We start from the raw sequence: 21,869 nt of genomic DNA on the forward strand, positions 1-21,869 counted from the left end.
ATATTTTCGGAAAGAAGAGTTCTTATACTGATTTTCGGAATATGAGGACCCTAAAAGTTAGCGGGAAGCCGCTAAAATTCGGGTTTTTGCCTTTTGGAGGAGGAGATTTTTCTCCTGGGATAGAGGAAGAACTTCGGCATCTTCCAGAGCTTTTTTGGCGGCTTCTAAATCGATCTCTTCTTTCAAACTACCGTGGTCCGTTAGGATCGTAACATTATTATTACGGATTTCAAAGAAACCGCCTTCAATCACCGCGATCTTGGTTTTGCTTCCTTGTCTGATTTCCAGAACACCGATCCCGAGCAAAGAAACTAGGGATGTGTGTCCAGGAAGGACTCCGAAGAATCCCTCGCTTCCTGGCACGATCAGACTGTCGGCATCTCCCGTATAGAGAAGCTTTTCCGGAGAAATGACGGAAACCTTTAGCTTAGGACTAGCCATTATGCCCTCAGGTTTTTGGACTTCTCGATCGCGTCTTCAATGGTTCCTACCATATAGAAGGCTTGCTCGGGAAGATGATCGTAATTTCCGGAAATCACTTCTTTGAAAGAACGGACAGTATCTGCCAATTTGACATATTTTCCAGGGAATCCCGTAAATACTTCCGCAACATGGAATGGTTGGGACAGGAATTTCTCGATTTTTCTGGCCCGAGCCACAAGAACCTTATCATCCTCGGAAAGTTCGTCCATACCCAAAATAGCGATAATATCCTGAAGATCCTTATATCTCTGTAGAATCCGCTGAACTTCTCGAGCCACACCGTAATGCTCTTGTCCTAAAACTTCCGCATTCATGACCCGAGATGTTGAATCCAATGGATCCACTGCAGGATAGATTCCTTTATCGGAAATTGCGCGAGAAAGAACCGTAGTCGCATCCAAGTGAGCGAAAGCTGTCGCAGGAGCAGGGTCGGTCAAGTCGTCTGCTGGAACGTAGATAGCCTGAACCGATGTAATGGACCCTTTGCGAGTCGACGTAATCCTCTCTTGAAGGGCGCCCATCTCGGTAGATAGAGTCGGCTGATAACCCACCGCAGAAGGCATCCTTCCTAAAAGAGCCGATACTTCGGAACCTGCTTGCGAGAAGCGGAAAATATTATCCACGAATAATAGTACATCCGTTCCGATCGAATCACGGAAATGTTCCGCCATCGTAAGTGCAGAGAGTGCGACTCGTAAACGAGCACCTGGAGGTTCATTCATCTGTCCGTAGCAAAGGACAGTCTTGTCGATAACGCCGGATTCCTTCATCTCGCGCCAAAGGTCGTTTCCTTCACGGGTTCTTTCTCCAACCCCGGCAAACACGGAAAAACCTCCGTGCTGCTTGGCGATATTATTGATTAATTCTTGGATAAGAACCGTCTTACCGACACCGGCACCTCCGAAGAGTCCGGTCTTTCCTCCTTTGATATAAGGAGCAAGAAGATCGATCACTTTAATTCCAGTTTCAAAGACTTCCGTGCGAGAGGAAAGATCTTCGTATCCTGGAGCAGCGCGATGAATCGGTTTACGTTCTTTTACTTGAATTGCCGGCCCCTCGTCGATCGCGTCTCCTAATACGTTGAAAATCCGCCCGAGAGTTACTTCACCCACAGGAACGGAAATTGAAGTCCCGGTATCGATAACTTCCTGACCCCGAATCAATCCGTCGGTGGAAGAAAGGGCGATCGCGCGAACCGTAGCACCACCTATGTGTTGCTGGACTTCCGCTACGATTTTTTCCTTCTTTCCTCCGGCAGAGGACTGAATTTCAAGTGCGTTAAAAATTTCAGGCAGGTGCCCGGATTCAAACTCGATATCCAAAACCGACCCGATGATTTGTTTGATCTTACCTTTGCTCATCCAAATAACTCCAATTCCAATAAAAACTAGTTTAGCGAATCCGCTCCTGCAACTATCTCCGAGATCTCTTGAGTGATCTTAGCTTGACGGACACGGTTATATCCGCGGGTCAACACCTTGATCATATCGGAGGCCGCGTCGGTTGCGGACTTCATAGCTATGCGCTGCGCGATCTGTTCCGAGCAGTTCGCTTCCAAAATCGCCTTTAAAAAAGCCGTCTTAACTACCAAGGGAAGTAAGGATTCCAAAATGCTTTCGGGACTCGGCTCATAAACCACGCTGTCTCCGACAGAGCTTTCTCCTTTCGGTTCAAAAGGAAGAATCTTAGTTACTTCCGCACGTTGGGAAGCCGAAGAGTGATAAACCGTAGATACGATTTCGACCGAATCTACCTCTTCCTTCGCGAATAGATTCAGGAAAAAATCGGCAAATTCTTCCGCTTCTTTATATCCCGATTTGTCGTTGATATGAGTGTACGATTTCTCGATCTTCTCGCCGGCGAATTTGAAGAAAGAAGTACCTTTCTTCCCGACTACGAACAATCTTACATCGATGCCCTTTCCTCTTAATTCGAGAATTCGACTTTTTGCCAAACGGTTGGCGTTCGAGTTATAGCCGCCGCAAAGCCCTCGGTTTGCGGTAATTACAAGAAGCGCCACGCTGCGAATCGTTTTAGGTCTCCGCAAATAAGGACTCTTGACTACTTCGGAAAGAGAAGCAAGAGATCCAACCATCTCCTTAATCTTATTGGAAAAGGGATGGGAAGCGTTTACCCTATCACTCAACTTCTTGGATTTAGCGGTTGCCACCATCTCCATCGTCCGAGTGATCTTTCGGGTATTCTTAACGGATACGATCCGTTTTTTTATTTCCCTTTGTGTAGCCAAGATCTTCTCCCGCTTACTTTAGGTTCCTGACGAAGTCGCCAGCAATTTTAGAAACGACTTCGCCGAGTTTGCTTTCATCCGCTATTTTCTTTTCTGTGCGAATCGCTTTGAAAACTTCAGGATATTGCGCACGAATCGTATTTAACAGATGGACGCCGAATTCACGCGCCTTCGGTACCGGAACTTTATCCATATGTCCGCGAGTTACCGCAAAAATTTCCACTACTTGCTCTTCCACGGGATACGGATTCGATACGGGTTGCTTTAAGACTTCTACGATTCTGTAACCGCGATCCAGCTGAGACTGAGTGATAGGATCCAATTCCGTTCCTAATTGGGCAAACGCTTCAAGTTCCCGGAACTGAGCCAATTCCAACTTCATCTTTCCGGCGACCTGCTTCATTGCCTTGATCTGTGCCGCAGAACCCACGCGAGATACCGAAATACCAACGTCGACAGCAGGTCTTACGCCGGAAGCAAACAAGTTTGATTGGAGGTAAATCTGTCCGTCTGTGATGGAAATCACGTTCGTAGGGATATAAGCGGAAACTTCACCTTCTTGCGTTTCGATGATCGGAAGTGCGGTCAAAGAACCTGCACCGTATTTTTCATCCAATTTCGCCGCGCGCTCTAATAAGCGAGAGTGAAGATAGAAAACGTCTCCAGGGTAAGCTTCGCGACCTGGAGGACGACGAAGCAATAGAGACATCTGACGATATGCAACTGCTTGCTTAGAAAGGTCGTCATACACCACCAGGGTCGCTTTTTTTTCGTTATACATAAAGTACTCGGCAAAAGAGCAACCTGAATAGGGGGCAATGTATTGCATAGGAGCAGGATCGGCAGCCGTAGCGGAAACTACGATAGTGTAGTCCATAGCGCCGACAGCCTTGAGTTTTTCGACGGTAGTAGCTACTGTAGAGGCTTTCTGACCGATCGCCACATACACGCAGATCACTCCGGATCCTTTTTGATTGATAATCGTATCGAGTGCGATGGAAGTCTTACCTGTTCCACGATCGCCGATGATCAACTCACGTTGGCCTCGACCGATCGGGATCATAGCGTCGATACTTTTGATACCGGTTTGCATCGGCTCTTCCACAGGTTGTCTCATCGAGATACCTGGTGCGGGGCTTTCCACAGGTCTGGTTTGCTTGGTATTAATCGGGCCTTTTCCGTCGAGCGGCTCGCCTAACGGATTTACCACTCGGCCTAGAAGTTCCGGTCCGACCGGAACTTCTAAGATTTTATTAGTCCGTTTTACGGTATGTCCTTCTTGGATATTCTTATATTCCCCGTAAATGATCACACCTACGGAATTATCTTCCAAGTTGAACGCCTGTCCGCGAACTCCGTTTTGAAATTCAACAAGCTCTCCGGCCATAACGTTTCTAAGTCCGAAAACTCTCGCGATACCGTCCCCTACTTCCAGAACGGTTCCGACTTCTTCTACACTTAGATCTTTTTTATAATTTAGAATTTCTTGTTTAAGAACCGACGCAATTTCGTCTGTTTTAATTTTCATACACAACTCCGACCGGTAGTTTAGTTTCCAGCAAGGCTTGTCTTACCTTCTTTAGCTGGTTCTTCATGGAAGAATCGATCGCCAGGTCATGGAAACGGACCACAAAACCACCGATTAGGCTCGGATCCTCCGTAGCTTCCAGAATGAAATCTGACTTGAATTTATCCTTTAGAACATCGCGCAATTTCGTCAGTTGCGCATCATCGAGAGCGGGATAGCTCCGAACTTTCGCGCGAACCCGTCCTTTTTTCCGATCCAATTCTTCTTTGAAAGCATCATGAATCTCGGATAAAAAGGAAAATCTTCCTCTATTTAATAACACTTGCAGAAAGTTTAAAGTGATTTCCGAAATCTTTCCTTTAAACGTTTTGGTTAGGACGCGTTCTTTCTCTTCCTTCGTCACGGACGGGATCTCAAAAAAGTCGCGAAACTGGTGTTCCGATTTTATGACTTGGAGTACCGAGTCCAATTCTTGCTCGGCTTCCTCCAGGGAAGTACTTGCCTCCGCAAATGCGGCAGCGTAGGTTTTGGGAATCGCGGAATAGCTCATATCAATTAAGCACTCAGTTTCTTAATCTTGCCTAGCTCGTTTTCGATAAATGATTTATAATCGTCCGCTTTCAGCTGCTTTTCTAATACTAAGCCCGCGACTTGGACGGTCATACCTACGATCTGCTCCTGGAGTTCCGCCAGGGCTTTGGACTTTGCTAGCTCTATATCTTTTACCGCGCTATCCTTTAATTGCTTCACGTCTTTAGCTGCATCTTCTAACATCTTATTCCGAAGGTTCGTCGCATCGGATTTTGCTTCCGAAACGATTCCGTTTGCCTGATCGCGGGCTACTGCGATTTTTGCTTCGTAATCCTTGAGCAGCGCTTCTGCCTCCGAACGGATGTCCGCAGCTTTCCGAATATCGTTTTGAATGGTCTCAGCCCGTTCATCGAGCGCTTTGAGAATAACATCCCAGGCGAATTTCTTTAGGACGAGTACGACGATCCCGAAAGTAATCAGGGTCCAAACAACTAGACCCGGATTTACGTCAAGAAGACCGTTTAGCCCCTTAGCTGCTAAGAGAAACAAGATTATTTACCTTCGGCTGGTGCGGAAACTGCAGTTTTAGCTTTTTCAACGCTAGACTTAACGGCGTCGTTTAAGGTTCCTGCTGCGAGGAATGCGATAACGAGAGCGAAAAGCGCCGCGCCTTCGATAAGAGCCGCAGAAATGATCATCGCGGTCTGAATCTTACCACCGGCTTCCGGCTGACGGCTAATGCCTTCTGCAGCAGATCCACCGATTCTTCCGATTCCTAAACCTGCACCGAGGATGGCGATTCCAGCTGCGATTCCTACTCCGATATATCCTAGTCCGAATTCCATATTGCTACTATCTCCTGTTTGAACTTACAATGATTAAAAATTAATGCCTATGCATACTTAAGCCCACGAAGAGCGAAGTTAAAAGGGCGAAGACATACGCTTGCAGGAACGCCACAAAAAGTTCCAAAACGTAAATTACTCCAGCTCCTGCCATTGATACGGGAATAATTCCCCAGGCCTTGAATTGGAAAATAAAGCCCATCAATGCCAAAATAATAACGTGACCGGCAGTCATGTTAGCTAAAAGACGCACGGTTAACGCGAAAGTTTTTGCGGCGGGAGAAACGATAAACTCCAAAGGCCACATTAAGAAATATAAAGGCCAAGGAACCCCGTTCGGAACGGAATGAATCACGAACTTAGGTCCTTGGTATATAAACCCGGCAGCATAAATCATCGCCATGGTCATGAGCGCCAATGTCATTGTTACCGACACGTCACCCGTAACGGTAATCCCGTTCCAAACTTTCGCGAACCAGATCGGTTCGTGATGAGCGTTAGCCGAGTTAGAGGAAACCGCCTCGTCAGCTTCTTCGCCCACATGAACGTAACTATGTACAAATTCGGAACCTAACTCTACGATTTCTCCGACAGGCGGAATCAGACCTAAGAGGTTACAGAAAAGTATAAAAAAGAACAGAGAAAATATGTAATGATAATATCCGTGACCGTGGCCGTCCATATTGGAATCCACCACATCCTTTTTCAGGAAGTCGACGGAAGTTTCCACTACGTTTGCAAACCGGCCTTGGATTTTCAGAGGATTTTTGGAAATGATTTTAGCAGCAGGAATAAAAATTGCGAATAATAAGAGTGAAACGATCCACATCATTGTCACCCTGCGAGTGATGTGGAGATCGAAACCTCCAACGAAATGGAACCTTTTATTGTGATGATGGTCCAAGAAAATAGTATCGTTAGAAGGATCGAAACCTTCCTGATCCTCATAGATCTTATGGCCGCCGATGTTCAAAGGAAACTCGGCGTGATCCATCAAGTGATGAACCAAGACTTCGTTTAAATCAAATCCCTCTCCGGCAGATTCGGACGCGAACGCAGGTAGGGCGGAAAGAAGTAGGATTGCAGCAAAGAGTCGTTTCAACATACGTTTAAAAAGATGCGCGGTTTCCTTTTGTGGGAAACAGGTTTCCGGGAAGAAAGCCCCGGGGTTCTAACGTTCAGCTCGGATCGGTCGAAAACGCTTCTAAACGGCGCTCGTCCCTTCACCTTGCGAATACCAATATTAATATGTTCGCGAAATGAGCAATAAAAAAACCGATTACAAATCCTTCACGTTCCCCCATCCATAAAAACGTAAACAAACAAGCCGTATGAATGAAAAAAAATAGAACGTTCGTTCCTAATTGCGCGTTCACACCATCCGTCGGATTCTTCAAAAGGATATAAAATCGTATTGAATATGAGAAAAAAGAAAGGAGAAGAGATGAGACAACGCCTTTCCAGAAACTAAAATTTAAGTCGGGTCCGAACTGAAATAGGGTGAGGAATGCAAGGCTTATTAGCAACGCTCCGAAAAGGTATTTTTTTGGATTTAATAGACCTTCTTGCATCGAAGGTAGAGCTACTTTTCTCCTCTCTCATGCTTTGCGACACGATAGAGAATGTAATAAATCCCGTAAGTAAAACCGATCACGGAGCCGCCTAAAATTCCGAAGGGAGAAAACCCGAATTTGGAATCCAGGTAGTTCCCTATAAAGATTGATCCGACAACGATAAAGCAGAATTCCATTCCAAGCCCGGCTAACTCCCAGGGGGAGGCTTCTTTCGGCTTCTTAGATTCGGGCTCGGGCATAACGTTTGCCTACTGCAAGATAGTCCCGATTCTGGACCATCGAACTTCCATTCTAGGAATTCTATATAAAATCGTTCGGAGAATCCAATTTGCGGAAGGATCTCCGCAGCTACTCTTTAGTTCTGCGCCTTCGTACTGTTCCGCATACTGGACACCTTTCTCGGCTAATTCTTGACCGCTCTTGTACTGACAGACGGAATCTTTCCAATTTACGGAAAAGTAAATCATGGCAGCTTTTCCGAGCACATCTTCCCTAGGAACAAATCCCCAATATCTTGAATCGGAAGAATCGGGGCGATTGTCTCCTTCCATCATATAATGGTCCGCCGGAATTTCACAACCGCTAGGTTTATAGCAATCGGACCCGTGATAGTAAAGGGAATCGCTCCCTTCTAAAACGTAATGCTCAAAACCGGGTTTTTCTTCTTTGTATAAGAAGCCGCTCAAGGCCCGCGTATTATCCAGGTCATACAAAAGGGTGCCGGGTTGGATCTCCCTATATTTATACTTCGTAAATTCGGAACTCCCTTTTTCCTTGTACTCTAACGCCGAGTATGTGGAATAGTGATTGTCTCTACGAATATTCGTCAAAGTGATTCGAATCGTGTCCCCGGGTAAACCGATGACCCGTTTTACATAACGCTTAGGAAAAAAACCGTCCCGAGTATCTCCCGGTTCCGTCATTGCCCTTTGCGGAGGAATAAATGTTACGATATCCCCTCTTTTAGGATTATCGTATCGAAACAGTTCCTTTTCCGTAAATGGCATTCTAAAGGAATACCTCATCTTATTAACGAAAAGAAAGTCCCCGATTTTTAAAGTCGGGATCATGGATCCGGAAGGGATATTATTGGCATCTAATACCGAGGATTTAAATGCCAAAACCAGAACAACGATTACGATGAATGAAAAAGTGGAAGAAATCGATTCGTCTTCTACAAATCCCGAAATTAGGCTTTTTTTAGATGGAATGCCCTGGGGCTCGCTCATAGGTCTATTGAAAGGAGATTAGGATTTCCCGTCAATCACGCACCAAAAATCCTTACGCTTTTCATAGAAAGGACGATACTAGAAAGGTGAAAGAGCAGATTGACCGTAAAATCATCGAACTTCGCCGCTACCTTGTTTCTTTGACGACGACCTATCCTATCGTCGGCTTAAAGGGTGGAACGGAAACCGAGGATATGGACGCAGAGGAAATCAGGGTTCTCCACCTGGTTGCCAAAGACGTGGTGCCGGTTACGGTCAAAATCGGGGGACCGGAAGCGCGGACGGATATCCGAATGCTCGTAAAAGAGGAAATCGAAGGCATTTCGGCTCCGATGATCGAATCGGCCTATGCGCTCAAGAACTTCATCGCCACTCTCAGAAGCATGCTCCCCCCTGTTACTTTTCGAAAAGTATTCAAAGCCATGAATCTGGAAACGATTACCGGATATAAGAATCTGCTCGAAATCGTGGATTCAAAATCCTTCGAAGAGCTGGATCAAGTGACTGCAGCTCGATCCGACTTATCCGCTTCGATGGGCCTGATTCCCGACGATGAGGAAGTCATGAAAGTCACCAAAACGATCGTGACTATTTCCAAGGATCGTGGGAAAAAAACCTCCGTCGGCGGAACGATTACGAAGCAGAACTTCCGGAAAATAGCCGAAGAAATCGGGCCCGATAAAATAAACTCGAGACACGTTTGCGTGGATGCCAAACGGTCAGTAGAGAAAGGGGCTGAAGAAGTAGCGGAGGCTATGCTTCAGTTCGAAATCGAACTCTATGATCTTCTTTCGATTTTAAAACCGGAAAAAGCGTTCGCTTATAAGAATCGCATGGAAACAAACCGTGAAAGAATTGGATCTCGCAAGGTTCTTTATTCTATCCGGTAAAAAATGGCGAAGGATACACGAGACCTAATCCTAAAAACATCTCTTCGGCTTTTTTCGGAGCAGGGATATCACGGCACAACGATGCGGCAAATCGCGCAAAGGGCCGGGTTATCGTTAGGTTTAGCGTACCGCTACTTCGAGTCCAAAGAATCCATTTTAGTGGGCATCATTCAATCGCATGATAAAATTCTAAAAAAGTATCTTCCCGAGAATCTTACCTCTCCCGACGATCGAAAAGAATTGATAGAATTCCTTGCCGGACAGATTATAAAGCTAGTAAAGGAAAACGAAGAATATTTAAGACTCTATTGGAATCTTATGCTTCAACCCAAAATACATAGACTGAAGCGTCGGAATATTCACCTCGTAAATTTGATCTTTTACGAAAATTCAAAGAAGGTAATTCTCGCATTAAAACCGAACTATACCGAATTCGAAGTGAAAAATCTGTCCTCTTCCACCATCGGTTATATGATAAATTACCTCACGAATAGGAAAGAATTCAGTTTGGAAGATTTTCGAGCTTATATCGTATATGCGCTCGAAAATACGTAAAATCAAACTTTGAGAAAACTCGGATTTCTCGTCGGATTATATAAAGAGTTTTTCTATGATGAGAATCCTAATCTTCCCGAAAATGAACCGAAATGGAAAATTCCCTTCCGGCTCCAAAGCTTCTCCGTTAGAAATCCAGAAAGACCAACGACGCAAATTCGATTTACATAAGGAAAGTAAGAAAGCCAAGATTTGGATCGACTTTGAAAATCCGAACGAAGAAGATCTTTATTTTCTCTCCCAAAATTGCGGGTTTCACCCTTTAGCGATCGAAGACTGCGTTAATCGAAATCAAAGGCCGAAATTCGAGGATTACGAAGATCATGCGTTTATCGTACTACACAACTTTTCATCCCCGCCAGGAAGCAAGCAGCTTTTAGCGAGAGAGACCCACGCGTTTTTCAACCATAACTTCATAGTCACCGTACATGAACATCATGAAAATATAATCGATACCTTATGGAACCGATGTTGTTCGGAGGCAAGCTTAGTTGCCAAAGGAACCGATCATCTTTTATACGTTCTTTTCGATTTTTTGGTGGATTCGAATTTTCCGATTCTGGACGAGGTATCGGATGGGATCACCGATCTGGAGAACCAAATCCTTACCAAAGAAGTTCAGCCCGACTTCGTTACAGATATGCTCTTTTTAAAAAGAAATCTAGTTCGAATGAGAAGGGTTCTTTCCCCTCAAAGAGAAGTGCTGAATCTGATCATGCGGCATGAGAACAAATTCCTGACACAAAGAATTAGATTCTATTTTAGGGACGTTTACGATCATTTAAGCCGACTGGTGGAAACCATCGACATGGACAGGGACCTTATCGGGAACTCGATGGACGCGTATTTCTCGCTATTGTCTCAGAAGACGAACGAGATAATCAAGAAACTGACTTTGGTATCTATGGTCTTTCTTCCCTTAACTTTCTTAACCGGCTTTTTCGGGATGAATTTCACCGACCTGCCATTTTCCAGCGATATTATGTTTTGGATCACTATCGCGACGATCGGAAGCATCCCTGCCTGGATGATGCTATATTTTCGTAGAAAAAAATGGTTTAATGAGTGAATCGTTCCGTACTCTTTCGAGCGAGGAGTCGGTCCGTCAAAAACTCTCATTCGATTCGGTAGCGGATATTTTTGAATTCCTGCGGAGTCTTAATTCACATATCGTTTGAATAAACGAATTTTTCGGAAAAATAAGAGTCCTCGATAGAACCCCCATTTCTCGCTAAAATCGATCGCCCATTTAATGCGTTTTTAAGAATCGCTTGTTTGTCAGTCTTTTGTCGATATGAATAGGTCTGCTCCTTTAACTTGGGATACTTGTTCACAATATCGCATTTACTCCCAAGCTTTGTGATTCCTTTGCAATTTCGGATCGGTCGAGCAACTAAAATCGGGCCACTGTTAGCAAATCCGAAAGAATCTTAGATGCGAAGACGTATTCTTTAAAATTTCGACATTTAAGAAATAGCCGCAAATATTATGTAAATAGAATATATCTTTTGTTTAATTTAGCGCTCTATTAATTCCGAGGCGGATCTGTCAAAAATTCCGATTTGAAACCGGCCGCTTTCCACTTTGAAGCACGATGAGCAATTCGCATCGACGTGCGCAATACATCCCGTCGTTATTTCAAGATTTTTTTTATTTACAAATTTGTTGGAGCTCCAACAGGCTTTTTTCCGATTTAAGATTGACGATTTCTGTTTTTTATGCTACATAATCGACTCTTAAAAAAAGCCACCCCCGCCCCCCACCCAAAGTTAGGGTGGGATTTTCCCCAAAATCTTTTACTTTACATTTAAATAGATATCGTATATGTAGTATACATGCATGTAGACTCCCTTCGAGATTTTGCTACCGATTTATATCGCCCCATCCTGGGCTGGAATCGTAAGGGAATCGGTATGCTTACGGGCCGGGAAGGCATTTATCGCTTAGCATTACGTTGGGAATATGCATTTGCGGCTTCCGGATTTAAGATCTTTAACTTGGACTGTGCGATACGCTTCAACCCGTTTACGATCACTGCAGAAACACGGAGAGACCGACTCCCCCCTGAGGAACTCCTACAAAATATTTTAATCCAACGTGCCTTTACACCGTATCAAATTTTGGATTCGTTATTATCGATTGTGAAAAGCAGAAGAGAGGACACTATTTATTTCCTTTTGGCACCATGTAAACAATTCTTCGACGGGGACGTGCAGGAAGATGAAGGACGTTACCTATTGGATAAAATGCATTTGGTTTTGGAGCTCCTCAAGGACAAGGAATTACCTATCATAGTGATCGAATCTTTAGGATACTCCCACCCCACATTCCAACGTTTTTTTCCCAAACTCATATCGACAGCCGATGATATTTGGGAGCTCAAAATAGAAAGCGGTCACTCCTATTTAAAAACAAGAAAAGGGTTATTACATTCGGATAGAACGTTAAGTGCACCTTTAAAAACCGAAGAAGAGGAATAAATATGGGAAGAACGGTTATCCCCTACTCCAGGCAAATGCAGCAAGTGGAATCCAGTTTGAATGAATTCAGAAGAGGTTTGCGAAGACCGGACCAGGCGATTTTTGATGAGCTCATACGGATCGCAAAAATGCAAGTGCAAGCCGGCGTTATGGCTTCGTCTCCTTATCCGATCGATTCCATGCTACTTACAATGGTCATAGATCTAAAAAAGGAAACGTCTCTTCTAAAAAGGGAAATCGAGAAATTGAAGAATGGGAACGCGGGAGATGCCTCCTAAGCGATCTCAATTCGCAAAAGGATATTTATTCGACGTATATCATACCGAAGATAAAATCTATCTCTGGATAAAAACATATACGGGAGAATCGCTTCTATTCTTTGATTCTTATCAGCCGATCATCTACGCGAGAGGAGACGAAGGAATTCTTAAAAAGTTAGTTCGGAGACTCTATGAACTTGATGCTTTAGGCGATCACCCTCAGTATGAGGAACGAAATCTATTTTACGAAAATCGGACCGTTCCGGTTTTAAAATTAGTCGTTTCTCGTCCTTCGATTCTAGCAAGAATTACGAAAAAATTATATGCTCTTTATGGAAAATTCGATATCTACCATTCCGATATAGATGTTCCCACGAGTTATATGTTTCACAAAGGCCTGTTCCCGCTATGTGAAGTAAAATTGAGTTATATCGTATTCGATAACGGAAGACAAATTAGGAAAATAAAATCCCGTTCTTCAATTCCCGATATGGATTATAAAATTCCCACATTTAAATCCATATATATGAGATTAGAAAAAAGTCATAGAATAGGGTTTCAAAATAATCCGCTAATCCTACAAACCGACGAACATTCATATAGACTCTCCGTGGAAAGTCCCAGGGAGCTCCTAATCAAAATAGACTCGATTCTTCAGAAAGAAGATCCGGATATTATTTTTTCCTCTTACGGAGACCATATCATCTTTCCGAAACTATTCTCTTATGCGCAAAAAGTGGGTTTTCTTCCCTGTTTTGATAGGGATAAGACGGCCCCTATCCGTCGACATATTACCACAAAAGGAACCAGTTATTTCACCTATGGTAATATAGTTTTCCGGGCACCTTCCTATCCTTTATTCGGAAGATGGCATATAGATTCCTCCAATAGTTTCGTTTATAAAGAAGCGTACTTAGCAGGAATCGTGGAATTGGCAAGATTATCTAGATTACCGATTCAAAGAATGGCGAGAGCTTCTACAGGCAAAGCCTTAACTTATATAGAAACGGACGTAGCGTTAAGAAGAGGATATCTTGTTCCTTGGCAAAAAAGCGCCGTCGAATCTCCAAAAACGGCGCTTCAACTATTAGAAGCCGACAAAGGAGGTTTGGTTTTTCAACCCGATATATCTTTCGGGAAAACGGCTGAGAACGTAGCACAACTCGACTTTGCGCAAATGTATCCGAGCGTTATGGTATTACATAATATTTCTCCCGAATGCGTAAATTGCTCCTGCTGCGAATCGGATCCTAACACTCCCATCGTTCCCGGTATCGGTTATCATATTTGTGATAAAAGAATCGGTATCGTTTCCGAAGCCCTAAAACACGTATTGGATCGAAGGGCTTATTATAAACGAAAAGTAATCGAAAACGACGATAGGAAGGACGAATACGATGCCAGACAATCTAGTTTAAAATGGATGCTGGTTACTTCGTTCGGTTATCTAGGCTATAGAAATGCTAAGTTCGGTCGTTTAGAAAGCCACGAAAGCGTTAACGCCTTCGCGAGAGAAAAGCTGTTAGCGGCCAAAGAAGCGACCGAGGAAAGAGGTTATGTTTTCATACACGCTATTACGGATAGTATCTTTATCCGTAAAGAAGATTCGTCGGCTTTTACTTCCGAGGAATTAGAAAATCTTTGTTCGGAAATCTTTCAACGAACGGATGTAAAAATCGAAGTAGACGGGATCTATACTTGGTTGGCTTTTCCACCCTCTTCTCAGGACCCTCTTATGCCGGTTGCAAATCGATATATGGGGAGATTCGAATCCGGAAAATTAAAATTCAGAGGAATCTGCGCTAGGAGAAAGGATCTTCCGATATTTATTCGAACCGCTCAAACCGAAATGCTGGAATGGATGCGTACTAAAGTTTCAACGCGGGATTTAAAACATTCTGAAAATGAAATATTATCGATTTATTCCAAGCATGATTCTCTACTAAGACACGGAAAAGTCAGCTGGAAGGAGTTATTAGTAAAAAGATCGACTACAAAAGATCTGGAAGAATACGAAGTGGATAGCGCAACCTCTCTGTCTCTGCATAAACTTCGAGAACTGGGAATGCAAGTCCAGGCCGGAGAAAAAGTCAAATACCTGGTTCTGAACCAAGCATCGAAATCCAAAGGGCTCAGGTATACGCCCGAAGAAGAGCTTCAACTTTCCGACAAACAAATCCATTACGATAAAAAATTCTATCGCAAACTTTTATTAAACGCATTTAAAGAAGTTTGGTCCGAATTCTCTTCCTTTAACGATTTCGATTCCCTTATCGATGATCAAGGAAGACTTCCCTTTTAAGTACGATCCACAAAACTTTTATCGAGGTCCATAAGCTCCTAATAATTTCAATAAGGACCTGGTAGCTTGCGCCGTCGTCTGAAAATCTTTTCCGGATTCTTTAACGAGTTCATTTCCTTTCTCGAGGTCGATATCGCGGATGAAAGCCGAAATTTCATAATGAGGGTCGTGTTCTAAATCGTAATTCGGGTCCATCGTAATGGTTTTTCCGAATATGGCCACTATAGTAGAATCTATATCGGGGGAATGACTAGATGCCTTAGCTCCCACCGCCTCCAATAGCTCGCCGACCGAATCGACGCCAGTTAGAAATGCATCACCACCGGTTAAATATGATTTTAAATTTTCAAAAATCGGATTCTTATCCGTGTAAGATTTATATAAGCCGTACGCAACAAAATCCTCGTATATAAAATGACGGTTAGCAACAACCTGCGTCGTGTCCTTCTTTATCTTGACCTTGTTTTCCTTCGAAGCCAACGCATATTTTAAATAATAATAATATCCTGCGGATGGAACCGCCTTGGAGTGATACGGTTGCGCGATATCTTGAACATAATGGGAGGCCCAGGCCGCAAATCTATATTTCCAGAAAGGATGATTTGTCTTTCCGGCAAATTCGGAAAGTCTTCGAAATAATTCCACGCGATCCGGTAGCATGCTACCGCTGGTCATTTCGGGCGCGAATTTGCTGACGAAAAAATTCTCGTGCTGAAAATACATATGAAACGGAGCCTTACTACTTTCTCCTTTCGGATTCCCGAATGGCTGCTTGCCATATCCGTATTCGACGACATTCCAAAGCTCGTGATCCATTCCCCAATCCGGTTCGTCGACAAAAGTAGTCAAAATCGATCGTATGCTTACTTTACGTGTCTTAATATTCTCGAACGAATATCGATCCATCTCTCTCTTCTCAAGATAAGGATATACCAAAAAGGAATTTACTAAATTATATTTGGCGGTCTCGCCCGGAAGCAATCTTCGAACTGAGTAAAATTTATGAGCTGGGCGTAATCTTGCTGCACGCAAGAATTCAGCCAACGGAGATTTACGGGCAGCGTCTATATTGAATTCATAACTTAAAAATCGCTTAGAACCTCGATTCTTTAACCAAGTAAAGTAATCATCAAAGACCCCTTTAAGCCCTTTCGCTTCGGCTGAAACAAATGTTTCTAATTCTTCAACGGGAACTTCTTCATTTGCGTAAGAAACCGATTTGTGTTCTAGAACACGGTCCATGATTAGATAATGAGATCCCCAGGGAAAAACGGGAAACGATAAGAGCATGATTAGAGCAGAAAGAAGTCTAACACTGTACATCCATCTAAACTTCCACACGTTACTTATTCTGCAAGTCAGTTTAGTAGAATAGCAAAAACGAAACGGTTTTAATAAATTCGGAAATCTAAAGAAACGTAGAAAAAAGAATTAAGAAAAATTTGTCTACTCGTTCGAGGGAGTAAGACGGATTTAGATCAATCTCCTCTCAATCCTCTAATTCTACGCATAATTCCCTCTTTGATCCTGATTAGAGAATTTTTTTGAACCCTAACCGGAATTTAAGAATTATCGGCTTCCTGGATAAGGCGATCACCATTCACTCTAGTGCGATTACTGATTGTCTTTTTTACTTTTCTTCATTGATTTCTGGGAAGGCTTGGGATTTTCAGCCGACTCGTTCTTATCGCCTTCAGGGAGCTGATTTCCGTCTTTTTCAAATAACTTTAGATAATTGTAATTAAACGTCACTAGTCGAAGCGGCGCATCCCAACTTACATCGCCTTCTTTTGTCCGCATACGAAGTTGTTCGGCTTTTTCGATCCAAATTTTCGCATCTTCAAACTTATTTACGGATAAGAAATACTGGGCCATAGTAACATGCCCTACAAAGAACCGATAAGGGTCCTTTTCTTCCTTTAAGTGTTCGGTTAGGAGAGGGAGAATATTCTGATCATTCTCCAGTTTTTCGTCGAAAAGATATGCGTCCGCTCGTTGATTGCGATCCAGTTTCTCTTCTTTCTTCTTATCTTCGAAATCGTTCAATTGGACCAGCTTTCCGGTCGGTGTAAGGACGAAAATTCGTCCAAAAGATTGGTCCAGTTGCTCCGAAGTTTCCGCCAACTTTCCGCCTTGCATAAGGTTCGTCATGAAGAGAATTGCTCTTTCGGTCGGCTTTTCCTTATTCGTCACCAATCGGATGGCCACATTCAACGATTTACCCGCAACATAATTTTTATATATGAGGACTTGAGGATTGTCTTCGGTTAAATTATGCAACACAGCCGAGATAATTTTAAACTTATAATTGTCTTCGATTCTCCTATCCAAATCCGTAATATAAAAAAGATCCCGATATAGGTAATCGGAAAGAAAAAACGCGGTCTTATCGAAAGCTTCGGTCTTTTTATTCGGATCGAAGCTATAAACGAATCCACTTCCTTCAGGTACCATCGAATTCAAATTATCCCAAAGAGTTTGGGCCGAAATCGGCACTATAATCGAAAATGTCAGTAAAATCAAAAAGAGCCGACGCAGTATTCCCATAATTAAATTTTTAATATCATCCGTAAATTTGCAAGATCAATATAAAGAAGATAGAGGCGGAGAATTCCATCGTTTCATGGGACGGAGTTACCGGATCTCTCCTAGCAAATCTCTTAGCCCCAATCTACTTAAGAGTGCGCAACGACTCTACGATATCTGCATTGATCCTAGGAATCATTCCTTCAAAAACGATGGGTTGATTCGCTCGAATCGTCGGGCTAAACATTCCTAAGCAACTTAAATTTCCAATTTTACATTCCGGCGGATTCGCGGTGGCCCAGAGAGCTCTCAAGACGGTATAATTATTATTATAATGCAATTCCTTTAACCGATTCAAATTAGCGTCAAAGAAGATTACAGTAGTGGAAGCTTCGAACGTTTCGTAAGACGGTAGGATTCCCAAACTTGCAATGCTTACTAGTTCCGATATTAGCGTTACAAAATTCCAAAATATTCGGGAGGAATTCTCCAACGGCGGAGTATGAATTCCTACAATATAATAATCGAAAGGAAGAATTTTTAAGGAATACACATAGGATTGACTTTCCTTTTTAATATCCAAAAATTTTTCCAATTCTCTTATCCCTGAAGGGCCCGTTTCGGAAAGATACGCTTTCACGAATGATTGGACTCTCTCTGGCGGAATATCTTTGCGAATCCCCGTAGATTTGAGATCGACTGTCGATGGGAAAATACCTATAGAAGGGTTTTTCAACGTTCTCAAATCGGGTTCGGTTAAGGCTTCGAAAGCCACCGTGCCATCAGGATTCTTAAACGTCGAGGCACGAAAGGTATGAAAGCCGATATATGCAATTCGCAAACTTCGATCTACTTTCGGAATTTCCGGCTTTCCTTGCGGTAGTTTCGTATAATAACGAGAGGCGCAGGTGCAAATACATGCGTAGATCGAAAAGATAAGCAGGACGGTTCTTGGCATAGATTTCATTTCCGAAGAATAGAATTTGAAATGAAATCTATAAACAAATCCACTAAAAAAACATTCTTCGGTCCGAAAGAAATCCGTCTATCGATCCCTTGATTTTCATACTAAGTCAGTTTAAATCGCGTATCGATATCGTTTGATAGAATTTACTTTGAATTTAAAAACTGTGCCAAATCGGATTCAAGCTCCGGCAATACCGGTTTGAACGCAAATGCCGGAACCGGGCCGAAATTTTCAAAATCGCAAATTCTTCCTTGTTCGCATTCTTTAGGATGGGGCTTTGCCCAAATCGCCCGATACACAAAATACGGCGCATCGTATTCTTTTGACCAGATTTGGTTTAAATTTTTATCATAAACTAAGACGGTCGCTTTCGCATCGGACCATAAAATGGATGGAACTAATCCTACGGTTATCATGGAAAACAAGTGACTAAACGCGTGTATTATCTCTAGACCTATATTAGATTTCTGAAAAGGCGGGTTAAGAATCCCCAAAACATAATAGTCCGCTCCTAAATCCTTTAATCGAATCGTAGACTCTTTCGCATTCGGATCCTCTTTAGTGGCATCGACAACGGATAAAATCTCCTCTATCCCCGATTTCTTGACCGCATTAATATAAGTTTCGACAAAGGCTTTTACTTTTTCAGGAGGTATATCTTTTCGAATCCCTCTTACTTTCAAATTGCCGGCAGGCTGCCCGATTTTTTCCGAAAGCTGAATCCGTTGCGAAGGATTCACAGTCGCGGTGTAGAATCTACCCGCTGATGAGACTTGGTACGGTAGAAAACCTACAATGACGACTGAAACTCCTTTTTTGAGTACGAAGGAGGAAATATCTTTTTTTCCTTCCTTAAGAATATAATGAGAGTTGCAGGAAAGGAGAAACAAGACCGCGACGAAGATGGATGCAAGATTTTTTGGGATAAATTTCATTGTATTAATCTATTCTCGCACGCCCAAATTAAAGACAGGGAAACTGGAAAAAAGAACGAGATGGATCATAGAAACCGAAAAGAAATAAAAAAGCCGCCGAACAATTTGCTCGACGGCTTTCGCTAAACTAACTCGCCATGGATCGAAGAAAAAGATTTCGGTAGGAATTCATCCAACCGAAACCTAAGATCACTGTTAGTTTTTCTTTTCCTTTAATTCCGGAGCTAACTCCGCTAAAGGAATTTTTTCCTTCGGAAGATTCTTATAAACTTCGAATTCGTATCCTTTTGAGTAATGATCCAGATCGGCCGGCTCGTAGAAATATTTATAATCCTTACGATAACCCCATGCAAAAACGGAATTTTCCGGATTTTGATTTACGACCAAACAAGTCGGACTCACCCAGCCCTCGGTCTTATCGGTTTTTATACGAACCGAAGGTTTTGGATGAATGGAATGATTTCTGTAGTCGTAAACTCTTACCACGGTTCCAATTGGCAATTTGTTAACGATTACTGGATTCTCCTTTTCGTCGGAAAGAATTCCAACCGTAGGTTCCAACCCTTTTTCTAAAGTAGGACAATTTACATTACCTACAATTTGTGCCGAGTTGGAGCAAGCTCCCGACGCAAGTGTTAACGTTCCAAGGATCGCTAAATTAATTATTCTATTCTTCATGATCCTTCCTCTATTGGTGATGATGGAGGCAATCTTCCAGCCTCGGATCGCCGACCGGAATCAGCGGAGCTTTCTCCAACCGTTTTAGAAGAACCAGTCCAAACAGACCGACCATTCCAACTACGGAACCTAAACTTGTTATATAACCGCCGAGCGAGAAATCCACGAAGTTTGCAGGATATACCAGCCAGAAGATTTCCGTAGCTTGCGTAAATAGAATCCAAACCGCGACTTTCATTAAGAAATTAATATCTCGTTTATTCGGGCGGTTTAATAGAAGTAGGAAAGGAATCGCGAACTTAATTGCAGGAATCGCTAACGTAAGATATTCCCAACCGCCGGTTAAGCGTTGCTCAAAGAAGAAAGTTTCTTCGGGAATATTCGCATACCAAATCAGCATGAATTGGGAAAATCCTACGTAAGCCCAGAACACGGTGAAGCCGAGCATGAACTTACCTAAGTCGTGAATATGATTTTCATTCACGAGATTTCCCAGGTATCCTTTCTTTTTCAGAAAGTAAGCCACGACGACGAGCGAAGAAAGCCCTGCTTGGTAAGCTGCCGCAAAGCAATAAACTCCGAACATGGTGGAAAACCAATGAGGGGTAAGAGACATGATCACTTCGAACGAAACGAGCGAGAAAGATAAGGCGAAGAAAACGATAAATCCACCCGAGAGTTTCGCGTTGAATTGAGTATGCTTTACGTCCTTATCCGTATCTTGCGCGACCGATCTCTTATAGAATAGATAACCGAATGCGGACCATACCACGCTTAAGAAAATGAGAATCCCGGTGAAGAAACCCATATTCAGCAGCGGTTTTTTATGTTGAAGAAGATGATCATGGGCGACGACTTCTTCGTGAGTCCATTCGTATAGATCATGGGCGCCCAAAGTTAGGATGACCAATAATACGCCTGCAACAGGAAGAAACATACCGTATCCTTCGGATATGCGTCGCAAGGTTACGGGCCAATGGGCGCCGGTTATATGACCAAGAGCAGTGAAGAAGATTCCGGCTATCGAGATACCCAGAATGAAAAAGGTTCCAACCAGATAAGCAGACCAAGCTGGATTGGAATGTCCGCCGTCATGACGTAGATTTTCATGACCGAGGCCAAATGCCGCAATCGCGAGGCTGACGAGACCGACAATAATCATTCCGATCAGCGCCGTTCTGGTTTTGGAATCCAGCTTATAGTTGATGAGGTTTTGTTCTACCTTAACGTCCATTATTTCTTAGCCGTTTCCTTGTTGGTCTTATTGTCGTGATCCTGGAGCTTCCGGATATAGAGGACGATTTTCCAACGATCTTCGGGAGCGATTTGAGAAGCATAGCTGTTCATACGTCCCTTCCCTTCGGTCATCGCGTGATAAATCTGCCCGTCCGAATACGCTTTCGCACTCGCTGATATTAGAGCCGCCATAGGACTTCCATCACTCTGTCCGGCATTTAATTTCGGAGCAGGTCCTACTACGAAACCGTTTCCTGCACCGCGGACTCCGTGGCAAGGACTGCAATAGGTCTGGTATTTATCTTCCCCGCGCTTAAGATTTGCAAAATCCGCTTTGAATGGATTTGCGAGACCTTTATTAGGAATTACTGAAATATCCAGGCCTCTATATTCATACGGATAGTAGTCGACCGGAACCGCGCCCTTGGGCGGGAGCCGAACCGCCGAATTATTGGCAAAGAAAGGCTCAGCTTCCTGCGCTTCCCTTGCGACTGAGTCAGCCATGTCGGGCATGTATTCTAGTGGTGGCGTCTTTGATTCGCAGTTCCAAAGTAAGAGAGCTGAGAATGAAAGGATGGAAAACTTATTCAGGGAAATCATTT

23 protein-coding genes are annotated in these 21,869 nt (G+C 43.3%); 6 read left to right on the forward strand and 17 right to left on the reverse strand.

Features of this window, described 5'->3' with window-relative positions; translation table 11 throughout:
• Positions 1 to 57: 57 nt before the first annotated feature.
• The 10 genes from atpC to lepB all read right to left on the reverse strand — a co-directional run bounded on the left by atpC (position 58) and on the right by lepB (position 8,438).
• The gene (gene atpC, locus LEP1GSC050_RS07040; protein ID WP_010570537.1) at positions 58 to 441 is read right to left on the reverse strand and encodes an ATP synthase F1 subunit epsilon; all 384 of its coding nucleotides are present in this window, start codon (positions 439 to 441) and stop codon (positions 58 to 60) included.
• Complete coding sequence (gene atpD, locus LEP1GSC050_RS07045) at positions 441 to 1,844, reverse strand: F0F1 ATP synthase subunit beta (protein ID WP_010570538.1); 1,404 nt, start codon at positions 1,842 to 1,844, stop codon at positions 441 to 443. The genes atpC and atpD overlap by 1 nt, the downstream gene beginning before the upstream one ends.
• 26 nt (positions 1,845 to 1,870) lie before the next feature.
• Positions 1,871 to 2,731, reverse strand: coding sequence for an ATP synthase F1 subunit gamma (atpG, locus tag LEP1GSC050_RS07050; protein WP_010570539.1), 861 nt, complete (start codon positions 2,729 to 2,731; stop codon positions 1,871 to 1,873).
• A gap of 13 nt (positions 2,732 to 2,744) precedes the next feature.
• Positions 2,745 to 4,259, reverse strand: a complete 1,515-nt coding sequence (gene atpA, locus LEP1GSC050_RS07055) for a F0F1 ATP synthase subunit alpha (protein WP_010570540.1) — start codon at positions 4,257 to 4,259, stop codon at positions 2,745 to 2,747.
• Positions 4,249 to 4,809: an ATP synthase F1 subunit delta gene (gene atpH / locus LEP1GSC050_RS07060; RefSeq protein ID WP_010570541.1), complete on the reverse strand. Its 561-nt coding sequence runs from the start codon at positions 4,807 to 4,809 to the stop codon at positions 4,249 to 4,251. The genes atpA and atpH overlap by 11 nt, the downstream gene beginning before the upstream one ends.
• Positions 4,810 to 4,814: 5 nt before the next feature.
• On the reverse strand, positions 4,815 to 5,339 hold the full coding sequence (locus tag LEP1GSC050_RS07065; protein WP_010570542.1) for a F0F1 ATP synthase subunit B: 525 nt from the start codon (positions 5,337 to 5,339) through the stop codon (positions 4,815 to 4,817).
• Positions 5,340 to 5,341: 2 nt separating this feature from the next.
• Positions 5,342 to 5,635, reverse strand: a complete 294-nt coding sequence (locus LEP1GSC050_RS07070; protein WP_010412179.1) for an ATP synthase F0 subunit C — start codon at positions 5,633 to 5,635, stop codon at positions 5,342 to 5,344.
• 40 nt (positions 5,636 to 5,675) lie between these two features.
• Positions 5,676 to 6,740 (reverse strand): F0F1 ATP synthase subunit A, encoded by a 1,065-nt coding sequence (atpB, locus tag LEP1GSC050_RS07075; protein ID WP_010570543.1) that lies wholly within the window; start codon positions 6,738 to 6,740, stop codon positions 5,676 to 5,678.
• Positions 6,741 to 7,217: 477 nt separating this feature from the next.
• Positions 7,218 to 7,448, reverse strand: coding sequence for an AtpZ/AtpI family protein (locus LEP1GSC050_RS07085; RefSeq protein ID WP_010570545.1), 231 nt, complete (start codon positions 7,446 to 7,448; stop codon positions 7,218 to 7,220).
• A 9-nt stretch (positions 7,449 to 7,457) separates the two neighbouring features.
• Positions 7,458 to 8,438 carry a signal peptidase I gene (gene lepB, locus LEP1GSC050_RS07090; protein ID WP_040911212.1) on the reverse strand — a complete coding sequence of 327 codons (981 nt, stop codon included), beginning with the start codon at positions 8,436 to 8,438 and terminating at the stop codon, positions 7,458 to 7,460.
• A gap of 86 nt (positions 8,439 to 8,524) precedes the next feature.
• Here lepB and LEP1GSC050_RS07095 point away from each other — a divergent pair, with 86 nt between their 5' ends.
• The 6 genes from LEP1GSC050_RS07095 to LEP1GSC050_RS07120 all read left to right on the forward strand — a co-directional run bounded on the left by LEP1GSC050_RS07095 (position 8,525) and on the right by LEP1GSC050_RS07120 (position 14,925).
• On the forward strand, positions 8,525 to 9,328 hold the full coding sequence (locus LEP1GSC050_RS07095) for an aldolase/citrate lyase family protein (protein WP_010570548.1): 804 nt from the start codon (positions 8,525 to 8,527) through the stop codon (positions 9,326 to 9,328).
• Between the two features lie 3 nt (positions 9,329 to 9,331).
• Positions 9,332 to 9,883, forward strand: a complete 552-nt coding sequence (locus tag LEP1GSC050_RS07100) for a TetR/AcrR family transcriptional regulator (protein WP_010412197.1) — start codon at positions 9,332 to 9,334, stop codon at positions 9,881 to 9,883.
• A gap of 55 nt (positions 9,884 to 9,938) precedes the next feature.
• Positions 9,939 to 10,952 carry a magnesium/cobalt transporter CorA gene (gene corA / locus LEP1GSC050_RS07105; RefSeq protein ID WP_040911213.1) on the forward strand — a complete coding sequence of 338 codons (1,014 nt, stop codon included), beginning with the start codon at positions 9,939 to 9,941 and terminating at the stop codon, positions 10,950 to 10,952.
• A gap of 766 nt (positions 10,953 to 11,718) precedes the next feature.
• Positions 11,719 to 12,363, forward strand: a complete 645-nt coding sequence (locus tag LEP1GSC050_RS07110; protein ID WP_010570550.1) for a hypothetical protein — start codon at positions 11,719 to 11,721, stop codon at positions 12,361 to 12,363.
• A 2-nt stretch (positions 12,364 to 12,365) separates the two neighbouring features.
• Positions 12,366 to 12,641, forward strand: a complete 276-nt coding sequence (locus LEP1GSC050_RS07115) for a hypothetical protein (protein ID WP_010570551.1) — start codon at positions 12,366 to 12,368, stop codon at positions 12,639 to 12,641.
• Positions 12,631 to 14,925 (forward strand): DNA polymerase domain-containing protein, encoded by a 2,295-nt coding sequence (locus tag LEP1GSC050_RS07120; RefSeq protein ID WP_010570552.1) that lies wholly within the window; start codon positions 12,631 to 12,633, stop codon positions 14,923 to 14,925. Before LEP1GSC050_RS07115 ends, LEP1GSC050_RS07120 begins: the two co-directional genes overlap by 11 nt.
• 18 nt (positions 14,926 to 14,943) lie before the next feature.
• On the opposite strand, the gene LEP1GSC050_RS07125 is transcribed toward LEP1GSC050_RS07120, so the two are convergent.
• From LEP1GSC050_RS07125 to LEP1GSC050_RS07155, 7 genes are all read right to left on the reverse strand, one after another.
• Positions 14,944 to 16,266, reverse strand: coding sequence for a phospholipase C/P1 nuclease family protein (locus LEP1GSC050_RS07125; protein ID WP_232225670.1), 1,323 nt, complete (start codon positions 16,264 to 16,266; stop codon positions 14,944 to 14,946).
• A 273-nt stretch (positions 16,267 to 16,539) separates the two neighbouring features.
• Positions 16,540 to 17,472, reverse strand: coding sequence for a hypothetical protein (locus LEP1GSC050_RS07130; RefSeq protein WP_010570554.1), 933 nt, complete (start codon positions 17,470 to 17,472; stop codon positions 16,540 to 16,542).
• A 124-nt stretch (positions 17,473 to 17,596) separates the two neighbouring features.
• Positions 17,597 to 18,409 carry an Lp29 family lipoprotein gene (locus tag LEP1GSC050_RS07135; protein WP_010570555.1) on the reverse strand — a complete coding sequence of 271 codons (813 nt, stop codon included), beginning with the start codon at positions 18,407 to 18,409 and terminating at the stop codon, positions 17,597 to 17,599.
• Positions 18,410 to 18,561: 152 nt separating this feature from the next.
• Positions 18,562 to 19,353 carry an Lp29 family lipoprotein gene (locus tag LEP1GSC050_RS07140; RefSeq protein WP_040911214.1) on the reverse strand — a complete coding sequence of 264 codons (792 nt, stop codon included), beginning with the start codon at positions 19,351 to 19,353 and terminating at the stop codon, positions 18,562 to 18,564.
• A gap of 195 nt (positions 19,354 to 19,548) precedes the next feature.
• The gene (locus LEP1GSC050_RS07145) at positions 19,549 to 20,031 is read right to left on the reverse strand and encodes an Lsa16 family lipoprotein adhesin (protein ID WP_010570558.1); all 483 of its coding nucleotides are present in this window, start codon (positions 20,029 to 20,031) and stop codon (positions 19,549 to 19,551) included.
• A gap of 10 nt (positions 20,032 to 20,041) precedes the next feature.
• The gene (locus LEP1GSC050_RS07150) at positions 20,042 to 21,265 is read right to left on the reverse strand and encodes a membrane protein (protein ID WP_010570559.1); all 1,224 of its coding nucleotides are present in this window, start codon (positions 21,263 to 21,265) and stop codon (positions 20,042 to 20,044) included.
• Positions 21,265 to 21,864 carry a c-type cytochrome gene (locus LEP1GSC050_RS07155; protein ID WP_408605398.1) on the reverse strand — a complete coding sequence of 200 codons (600 nt, stop codon included), beginning with the start codon at positions 21,862 to 21,864 and terminating at the stop codon, positions 21,265 to 21,267. Before LEP1GSC050_RS07155 ends, LEP1GSC050_RS07150 begins: the two co-directional genes overlap by 1 nt.
• Between the last annotated feature and the right edge of the window lie 5 nt (positions 21,865 to 21,869).

This window comes from Leptospira broomii serovar Hurstbridge str. 5399 (assembly GCF_000243715.2).
Taxonomy (GTDB): Bacteria; Spirochaetota; Leptospiria; order Leptospirales; family Leptospiraceae; genus Leptospira_B; species Leptospira_B broomii.

What these genes read in the sequence shown, in the direction of transcription:
- atpC (WP_010570537.1), bottom strand. Translation starts at nt 441, where the DNA reads ATGGCTAGTCCTAAGCTAAAGGTTTCCGTCATTTCTCCGGAAAAGCTT.
- atpD (WP_010570538.1), bottom strand. Translation starts at nt 1,844, where the DNA reads ATGAGCAAAGGTAAGATCAAACAAATCATCGGGTCGGTTTTGGATATC.
- atpA (WP_010570540.1), bottom strand. Translation starts at nt 4,259, where the DNA reads ATGAAAATTAAAACAGACGAAATTGCGTCGGTTCTTAAACAAGAAATT.
- atpH (WP_010570541.1), bottom strand. Translation starts at nt 4,809, where the DNA reads ATGAGCTATTCCGCGATTCCCAAAACCTACGCTGCCGCATTTGCGGAG.
- LEP1GSC050_RS07070 (WP_010412179.1), bottom strand. Translation starts at nt 5,635, where the DNA reads ATGGAATTCGGACTAGGATATATCGGAGTAGGAATCGCAGCTGGAATC.
- atpB (WP_010570543.1), bottom strand. Translation starts at nt 6,740, where the DNA reads ATGTTGAAACGACTCTTTGCTGCAATCCTACTTCTTTCCGCCCTACCT.
- LEP1GSC050_RS07085 (WP_010570545.1), bottom strand. Translation starts at nt 7,448, where the DNA reads ATGCCCGAGCCCGAATCTAAGAAGCCGAAAGAAGCCTCCCCCTGGGAG.
- lepB (WP_040911212.1), bottom strand. Translation starts at nt 8,438, where the DNA reads ATGAGCGAGCCCCAGGGCATTCCATCTAAAAAAAGCCTAATTTCGGGA.
- LEP1GSC050_RS07100 (WP_010412197.1), top strand. Translation starts at nt 9,332, where the DNA reads ATGGCGAAGGATACACGAGACCTAATCCTAAAAACATCTCTTCGGCTT.
- corA (WP_040911213.1), top strand. Translation starts at nt 9,939, where the DNA reads ATGATGAGAATCCTAATCTTCCCGAAAATGAACCGAAATGGAAAATTC.
- LEP1GSC050_RS07110 (WP_010570550.1), top strand. Translation starts at nt 11,719, where the DNA reads ATGCATGTAGACTCCCTTCGAGATTTTGCTACCGATTTATATCGCCCC.
- LEP1GSC050_RS07115 (WP_010570551.1), top strand. Translation starts at nt 12,366, where the DNA reads ATGGGAAGAACGGTTATCCCCTACTCCAGGCAAATGCAGCAAGTGGAA.
- LEP1GSC050_RS07120 (WP_010570552.1), top strand. Translation starts at nt 12,631, where the DNA reads ATGCCTCCTAAGCGATCTCAATTCGCAAAAGGATATTTATTCGACGTA.
- LEP1GSC050_RS07130 (WP_010570554.1), bottom strand. Translation starts at nt 17,472, where the DNA reads ATGGGAATACTGCGTCGGCTCTTTTTGATTTTACTGACATTTTCGATT.
- LEP1GSC050_RS07135 (WP_010570555.1), bottom strand. Translation starts at nt 18,409, where the DNA reads ATGCCAAGAACCGTCCTGCTTATCTTTTCGATCTACGCATGTATTTGC.
- LEP1GSC050_RS07140 (WP_040911214.1), bottom strand. Translation starts at nt 19,353, where the DNA reads ATGAAATTTATCCCAAAAAATCTTGCATCCATCTTCGTCGCGGTCTTG.
- LEP1GSC050_RS07145 (WP_010570558.1), bottom strand. Translation starts at nt 20,031, where the DNA reads ATGAAGAATAGAATAATTAATTTAGCGATCCTTGGAACGTTAACACTT.
- LEP1GSC050_RS07150 (WP_010570559.1), bottom strand. Translation starts at nt 21,265, where the DNA reads ATGGACGTTAAGGTAGAACAAAACCTCATCAACTATAAGCTGGATTCC.